The organism is Paenibacillus sp. 01T422 (genome assembly GCF_056398785.1).
Window position 1 is genome coordinate 1 of the sequence record NZ_JBFTQB010000238.1, and the last position, 7,412, is coordinate 7,412.

At 49.1% G+C, this 7,412-nt stretch carries 6 protein-coding genes and 6 tRNA genes; 2 read left to right on the forward strand and 10 right to left on the reverse strand.

From position 1 onward, the window contains the following. Positions 1-46: 46 nt before the first annotated feature. The gene (locus tag AC1DUA_RS15175; protein WP_477500569.1) at positions 47-676 is read right to left on the reverse strand and encodes an amidohydrolase family protein; all 630 of its coding nucleotides are present in this window, start codon (positions 674-676) and stop codon (positions 47-49) included. 145 nt (positions 677-821) lie between these two features. Here AC1DUA_RS15175 and AC1DUA_RS15180 point away from each other — a divergent pair, with 145 nt between their 5' ends. Continuing rightward, positions 822-1,685 carry a helix-turn-helix domain-containing protein gene (locus AC1DUA_RS15180; RefSeq protein ID WP_477500570.1) on the forward strand — a complete coding sequence of 288 codons (864 nt, stop codon included), beginning with the start codon at positions 822-824 and terminating at the stop codon, positions 1,683-1,685. Between the two features lie 210 nt (positions 1,686-1,895). On the opposite strand, the gene AC1DUA_RS15185 is transcribed toward AC1DUA_RS15180, so the two are convergent. The 3 genes from AC1DUA_RS15185 to AC1DUA_RS15195 form a co-directional block, all read right to left on the reverse strand. Further along, a complete protein-coding gene (locus AC1DUA_RS15185; protein WP_477500571.1) occupies positions 1,896-2,822 on the reverse strand; it encodes an NAD-dependent epimerase/dehydratase family protein in 927 nt (308 codons plus the stop codon). 149 nt (positions 2,823-2,971) lie between these two features. Beyond that, positions 2,972-4,231, reverse strand: a complete 1,260-nt coding sequence (locus tag AC1DUA_RS15190; RefSeq protein WP_477500574.1) for a (Fe-S)-binding protein — start codon at positions 4,229-4,231, stop codon at positions 2,972-2,974. 61 nt (positions 4,232-4,292) lie between these two features. Continuing rightward, complete coding sequence (locus AC1DUA_RS15195) at positions 4,293-5,708, reverse strand: FAD-linked oxidase C-terminal domain-containing protein (protein ID WP_477500572.1); 1,416 nt, start codon at positions 5,706-5,708, stop codon at positions 4,293-4,295. Positions 5,709-5,826: 118 nt separating this feature from the next. On the opposite strand from AC1DUA_RS15195, the gene AC1DUA_RS15200 reads away from it, so the two are divergent. After that, positions 5,827-6,561, forward strand: coding sequence for a FadR/GntR family transcriptional regulator (locus AC1DUA_RS15200; protein ID WP_477500573.1), 735 nt, complete (start codon positions 5,827-5,829; stop codon positions 6,559-6,561). Positions 6,562-6,707: 146 nt separating this feature from the next. Here the strand turns inward: AC1DUA_RS15200 and AC1DUA_RS15205 are convergent. From AC1DUA_RS15205 to AC1DUA_RS15230, 6 genes are all read right to left on the reverse strand, one after another. Beyond that, positions 6,708-6,787: transfer RNA gene (locus tag AC1DUA_RS15205), tRNA-Leu, on the reverse strand. 5 nt (positions 6,788-6,792) lie between these two features. Then, a tRNA-Thr gene (locus tag AC1DUA_RS15210) sits at positions 6,793-6,868 on the reverse strand. A 77-nt stretch (positions 6,869-6,945) separates the two neighbouring features. Then, positions 6,946-7,021: transfer RNA gene (locus tag AC1DUA_RS15215), tRNA-Phe, on the reverse strand. A 20-nt stretch (positions 7,022-7,041) separates the two neighbouring features. Then, a tRNA-Asp gene (locus tag AC1DUA_RS15220) sits at positions 7,042-7,118 on the reverse strand. 25 nt (positions 7,119-7,143) lie between these two features. Further along, positions 7,144-7,219, reverse strand: a tRNA-Val gene (locus AC1DUA_RS15225). 9 nt (positions 7,220-7,228) lie between these two features. After that, a tRNA-Glu gene (locus AC1DUA_RS15230) sits at positions 7,229-7,303 on the reverse strand. Between the last annotated feature and the right edge of the window lie 109 nt (positions 7,304-7,412).

Sequence of the window (7,412 nt, forward strand, 5' to 3'; positions counted from 1 at the left end):
TCCGTCACCATACCCGAGAGCTTGCAGTACACAGTAGGATGCTTCGCTATTGCCTCCATCTGGCTCCTCCAAGGTTCTCCGTCACCATACCCGAGAGCTTGCAGTACACAGTAGGATGCTTCGCTATTGCCTCCATCTGGCTCCTCCAAGGTTCCAGAACACCATCCGCAATCCGCGGCTTCGCGATATGATCGATAACCGCACGTAAGCCTGGAACCTGATCCAGCAGCTCGATAACCGGTGCTAATTGATGAGATACAACAAGCAAATCAACTGGCACGTCCTGTTCAGCAAAATATTGCAACGCCTCAATAAAATGACGCTCCAGAATTCGATTCGCATCGGGCATTTCTTGAATCATAACGCGAAAGCCCACATATTTGGGATGCTTGCAAAAACGTTGGTAATGAAGCAGGAAGTCTGGATCGTTCAGATCAAGCCATCCTACTACGCCTGCTATGGACTCAGATTCTTCACTTAGTGACAACAGGTAGGCCGTTTCTTCCAATGTCTGCGCCGCTTGAACAACAATCGCAGCATCCAAGTTATGCTCTTTCAGGTGCGGTGTTAAGTCGCTTGGCAGATAATCCCGATACAAAACCGGCAGCTCCGGCCCAATCCATCCATAATCCCCGCGGTCAATTCGCCAATAGTGCTGGTGGGCATCAATTCGCATGACGTTTCTCCTTCTTCATGTCCCATATTGATATCGCTTTCTTTTATTTTACCAGCATTTCTAAACTATAAAATACTGATTTCTAGCACATTTATACGCTTTTTTGATATCATGAGGTGACACTGAAAGGAAAGGAGCACACGACATGCATCCTATTCACAAAGTTTTCGATAACCATGAAACCTTTCCGTTCTCCTATGCTTATAAACACACAAAAAGCTCGCAAAGCGAGCTCCCTGACCATTTCCATGGCTGGTATGAAATTGTTTATGTGTACCGCGGCAAGGGGACCATTTTCATCGATCATACCTTTTATGAAATGAAGGCAGGAGATATCTTCCTTATTCCCGGCAATATCATTCACCGCGCGACGCCCGATAAAGAAATCCCAGTTACTTCTACTGCCGTTTATTTCAGTTCTGGCTTGATACAAACGCCACAATTCGGCGAATCGTTCTCCTATTTGCAATGCTTTGAGCGGGCTGTGGAGCTTCGCCAATATAGGCTGGAAACGCTGCTTCCGCAGAGGCAGCACCTTGAGCACTATCTGGAGTCCATCCAGCATGAGTTTAAGCAGGAGGGAGCAGGACATCGGCAGGCAATCTATGTACAACTGCTGCAGCTTCTGCTTTTTTTACAGCGTGATGTGGCCTCGGTTAATACGTTCAACACAGGAGATCCCCTTGTCGCTCCCGTCTGGATGAGAGATGTGCTACTCTATATTGATGAGCATTTCTGCGAGGATATCGGGCTCAAAACACTTTCGAAACAAGCCTCCGTCTCGCCGGCTCATTTCAGCCGTGTGTTCAAGCAGTTGATCGGGATGAACGTGACTGCCTACATCATAACCAAACGGATTATTCGCGCTAAGCAGCTGTTATTTGAAAGTGATGTGAACATTCATCATATCGCGGAGCTTTGCGGCTTCGAGAGCCTGCCCCATTTCCACGCCATGTTCAAAAGAGTGCTAGGCATGACGCCAGCTGCAGCTAGAAAGAGCATCAGATAGATGTTAATAATCTTTTATCTGAAGAAACGCTGTACATTCATTCGCTCGCTGAGCCACTTGAAGAAACCAGATTTCTCTTTGTAGATGATGCTTTGGGTGATAAATGTGAGGATGAAGGCGAACGTAGAGAAGCTACAAAAGGAGCAGAAGAAGGGATTAACCGTTTTTGAATGCCCCAGAAGGGTACACGAAAAAAGTATACTGATTGTGTTAATCATATTGATATTGATCTTTATAATAAGCAAATGTTGCCCCCAAGCCATCCCTAAGTGTAAAAATGGGGCTCCACCCGAGAGCATTAAGCGCTGCGCGATTGTCTAATTGGCTATGAACGATATCGCCGGTGCGAGCGGCCTCATAGGCTGGATTGAAACTGCTTCCGCAGATCGAGCACATTTCCTTCAGAAGATCGTTGATACTTGTTTGCTCGTTGCAACTAATATTGTAAATTCCATGGCTGCCATTATTTAGGGCAGCCCTATTGGCGCTCACGATGTCTTGGACATAAATGAAATCCCGCGTTTGTTCCCCGTTGCCATAAATGATCGGCTGCTTGCCACCCAGAAGCTTGTCCACAAAAATGGCAACGACTCCACCCTCTCCTTTAGGGTCCTGCCTAACACCATATACATTGGCATAACGCAGGATGGTATAGTCCATACCGTATAGCAAAGCAAAACTTTCTATGTAATGTTCCGGTGTATGCTTGGAAATTCCATAAAAGGATAAGGGCTTGACCGGATGAGATTCGTCCACGCTCAAATACTGAGGAGTCCCATAAACCGCAGCAGAGGAGGCGTAAATCAGCTTCCGAACACTATGCTCTCGGCACTGCTCTAGCAGGGCAATTGTCCCTAAAATGTTGATTTTGGCATCCAGGAAAGGATTCGTTAGCGAGGTCTGAACATCAATTTGCGCCGCGTGATGAATGACAACCTCCGGACGGGCAGCAGCGAATACCTCAGCAAGCCCAGGGTCCAATAATTCCCCATGATGAAAAACTGCCTTTGGATTCACATATGCCATACGCCCCGTAGATAGATTATCAAATATATGCACATCATGCCCCTCCTGTAGCAGGTCGTCGACAATATGTGATCCAATAAAACCGGCTCCTCCGGTAACTAGAATGTTCAAGCAGATCTTCCTCTCCCTACTACTAACATAAACAATGCCTAATAAGTTTAACCCATCCCTTCTATTTTACCAAAAGAATGCAGAAAAAGCGGCGTAAGGAACAAAAAACAAACCACCCTCTTACGAGAGCGGCCTGCTTGGAAAGAACTTTAATGTTTGACAACGCGGTCATATAAAAAGTCCGCAATATGGACAGCTTCCATCTTGCCTTTTTGCCCATGCTTATCGATCCCGAGCTTCATCTGCAGCAAGCACCCTGGGTTGCTCGTCACCAGATAGCTGGCCTCGGTCGCATTCACATTCACCATTTTACCTTCAAGAATCTGATTCGCCATTTCCGGCTGCGTCACATTATAAATACCGGCAGATCCGCAGCAAGAGCCCGCATCCTTCATTTCGACAAAAGTAACATTACCTACTTCTTTCAATAGTTGTCTAGATGGATTGCTGCCTTTCATTACATTGCGCAGATGGCAGGAATCTTGATACGTTACACGCGTAGAAGCCGTAACTGATTGGCTGTCGGCGAACTGAAGCGGACGTCCTTTTTCCACAAGAATAGTAGAGATGTCCTTCACACGCTTAGCGAACCAGTCAGCAGATTCCTTCCATTCCGGCTCATCATGCAGCAGATGATCGTACTCGACTAGAATTGCGCCGCAACCACCTGCATTCGATACAATAAAGTCCACGCCGGCTTCTTGGAAAGCGCGGATGTTATTTTTGGCCAGCATTTTGGCTTGGTCGCTTTCACCGCTATGCGCATGCAGGGCTCCGCAGCAGTTCTGCGTCTCCGGAATGACAACATCAAAGCCAGCTTCGGACAGCAGCTTGACGGTCTTGATATTCGTTTCGGTGAACATCACATCCATCAGACAACCCCTGAACATGCCGACGGTAGCAATCTTTTCACCTTTGGCTGGGATGAAGGTACCGAGGAGCTGTGTAATGCCTTTGCCAGAAGCATCTGGCAGAATTTTCTCCATATCAGACAGCTGCTTGGAGAATAAGCCGACAACGCCTGTTTTTCGTACAACGGATTGGAGGCCTGATTTTTTATAGAAATGCATCCCGGAGCCTAACAGGCGCATTTTTTGCTGTGATGGAAAAAGCTCTTTGAAAACCATCTTGCGCACACCGCGTATCCACCATCTATGCTGCTTCGTATGGGTTTCAACCGCATCGCGTGCTTGTTCGATTAATTGCCCGTATTTCACATCGGCTGGACAAGCCGGCTCACATGCGCGGCAGCCCAAGCAGTGATTCATTTGATCCTCGAAGGAAATGCCCGGCTCCATAATGCCGTCTACGGCAGCTTTCATCAAGGAAATACGCCCGCGCGGGGACTCTGCTTCGATGCCCGTTTCCTTAAACGTTGGACACACGGGAAGGCAGAAGCCGCAGCGCATGCAGTTCGTCAATTGATTGTAATCCAGCTTCTGGATTAACGTTTCCTGAAGAGTTGCCCCTTTAGCCACGGTCGATCACCACCCTGCGTCTGGATTCTTTGGCAAACACTTTGCCCGGATTCAGTAAATGATGAGGGTCGAACACGTCTTTAATCCCTTTCATCATCGCAATGCCGGTGTTTCCTACTTTCCATTCCAGGAAAGGCGCTTTAACTAGCCCAACACCATGCTCGCCTGTAATCGTTCCCCCCATCTGGATAGCCGCTTCAAAAATCTCTTCAAAAGCTGCCTCCACACGGTGGATTTCGTCTTGATCCCTTGCATCCGTTGTAGCTGTAGGGTGCAGATTGCCGTCTCCCGCATGCCCAAATGTGCAAATCTGCACGCCATGCTTTTCGGCGATTCGGTTAATCTCCAACACCATATCGGCAATTTTGGAGCGCGGAACAGTTGCATCCTCCAGAATCGTTGTCGGACGCAAACGCGCAAGCGCGGTGAAGGCGCTTCTTCTTGCTGTCAATAGCTTCAGCGCTTCCTCCTGATTGCTCGCAATGCTAACTTCGTCCGCCAGCTCTTCGCGGCAAATTTCCGAGATGCGGGCGATGTCCCGCTCCACCATTTCCATCTCGCCATCCTGCTCAATGAGGAGAATCGCTGCCATATCCAGCGGTAGGCCCAGCTTCGCGAAATCGTCTACGACGCGGATCGTTGGGTTATCCATGAATTCCAGTGTTGCTGGAATGATGCGGTTTTCAATAATTTTGGAGACTGTACGGGCTGCGCCGTATAAATCTTTGTACATAGCGAGCATCGTTTTCTTATATTTGGGAGGCGGAATCAATTTGAGCGTAGCTTCTGTAATGACAGCAAGCGTTCCCTCTGAGCCGATCAGCAGCTTCGTCAAATCATATCCAGCTACGTCCTTCATCAGCTTACCGCCAGTACGCATGATTTCACCGTTAGCCAATACGCATTCTAAACCGATCACATAGTCTTTGGTTGTGCCGTATTTTAGACCACGTAGTCCTCCGGAACACTCCGCAATATTGCCACCAATCGTAGAGATCGCCATAGAACTTGGATCTGGTGGATAAAATAAGCCCAGACCTTCGATATGCTCTATGAATTGCTTCGTAATAATACCCGGCTGCACGGTTGCCGTCAGATTCTGCATATCAATATCGAGGATCGCATTCATCCGGTGCATGACCATCACAATGCCGCCTTGAACGGGCACTGTTCCGCCGCAAAGATTCGTGCCTGAACCCCTGCTCACTAGCGGAATGCGGTGCTCATTCAACACCTTCATAATCGCAGAAACCTGCGCCGTATCCTGCGGATAGATAACGCCATCCGGCAGCGACTGGAGCATCGGTGTTCCATCATATGAGTGAGTAACGAGAGACTCCATATCATCTTTAAAATACTTTTCGCCTACAATATTGAACAGTTGTTGTCTAATTTGGTTATCGAGCATAGCAGCCTCCCATGGGACTAATCATGTCTATTCATAATTGATCATGTGATCAGATGACTTTCCTTCTATTTTAGCTTATGATTGAATAGATGTATAGATCTTTTATGGGGGAATTGGCATGGCATTTCAGCAGATACGGCCGCAAAAGGGCTCGGAAATCGTAATGGAGCAGATTAAAAGGCAAATAGAGACTGGAACCTATGCACCAGGTTCGAAGCTCCCGACTGTTGTAGAGCTCGCTGCGAGCTTCCAAGTTGGCCGGTCGACCATTCGCGAAGCGCTGAGCGGGTTGAAGGCAATCGGATGGGTCGATATCCGGCATGGCGGGGGCACTTTCGTGAGCAATCCGCTGCCTGCGGACAACGCGTCCCTCTTCGATCAGGGCGACTCGCTGCAAGAAGTGCAGGAGGTGCGGAGATTCATCGAAGCGGGATGTGCATCGCTGGCCGCAGTTAGGCGGACGGAAGCTAATGTAGCCGCGCTTCGGGATATTCTTCAGGCGATGGAACGGTCACTTGGCAACGAGGAAGATAGTGAACAAGCCGATATCCGCTTTCACCTGGAAATCGCCAAAGCCTCTCATAATTCCCTCATGATAGGAATGATGGAGTCTTTGACGGAGAGACTTCAGGTGAGCATGAAGGCTTCTCGCCGTTTGTGGTTTTTTGCTGAGCGCGCATCTGCCGAAAAGCTTCTGCAGGAGCATCGTGACATTGTCGATGCCATCGATGTCCGGGATGAGGCCCTTGCGGCGGAACGGATGTCGCAGCATATCCAGAAGGTGGACCAGGTGGTTCAGCGGCTGGCCAAACTCTCCACGGATGCTTCGTTACAGACGCCTGCTGGTTCCTAATCGGTTTAGGAACAGCAGGCCTTAAGCCAGCAAAAGCCGCACCCTCCTGCCTATGTAGCAGGAGGGTGCGGCTTTTGCTGTTTGCGTATCGAACGCATAGAGAAAAAGCAGATAAAACCATGAGATGGTCTTACCTGCTTTTGTGATGCGCGTAGAGGGACTTGAACCCCCACGGTCGCCCGCTAGATCCTAAGTCTAGTGCGTCTGCCAATTCCGCCATACGCGCGCATGTGGTGCCGTCGAGAGGACTTGAACCCCCAACCTACTGATTACAAGTCAGTTGCTCTACCAGTTGAGCTACAACGGCATATTAAGTTGTCTTGGGGCCCCCGGAAAGTAATCGGAAACTACACCTAAGATACTGCTTCACTTTTTAGGGTGATGTGGTGGCTCGGGACGGAATCGAACCGCCGACACGAGGATTTTCAGTCCTCTGCTCTACCGACTGAGCTACCGAGCCTTATATCATGTTGGTAAAAATGGCGGAGCCGACGGGATTCGAACCCGCGGTCTCCTGCGTGACAGGCAGGCATGTTAGGCCTCTACACCACGGCTCCGTGTTATTAAGTCTAGCTGTTTTAATGGTGAACGCTGACGGGATCGAACCGCCGACCCTTACCCTGTCAAGGTAATGCTCTCCCAGCTGAGCTAAGCGTTCAGGCTATAGTGGTGACCCGTAGGGGACTCGAACCCCTGTTACCTCCGTGAAAGGGAGGTGTCTTAACCACTTGACCAACGGGCCAAAATTCCCCAAAACGAAAATCCGGATTGGGGCAAATATACTGCTTGGCAACGTTCTACTCTCCCAGAACCCTGCGGTTCAAGTACCATCGACGCTGGAGGGCTTAACG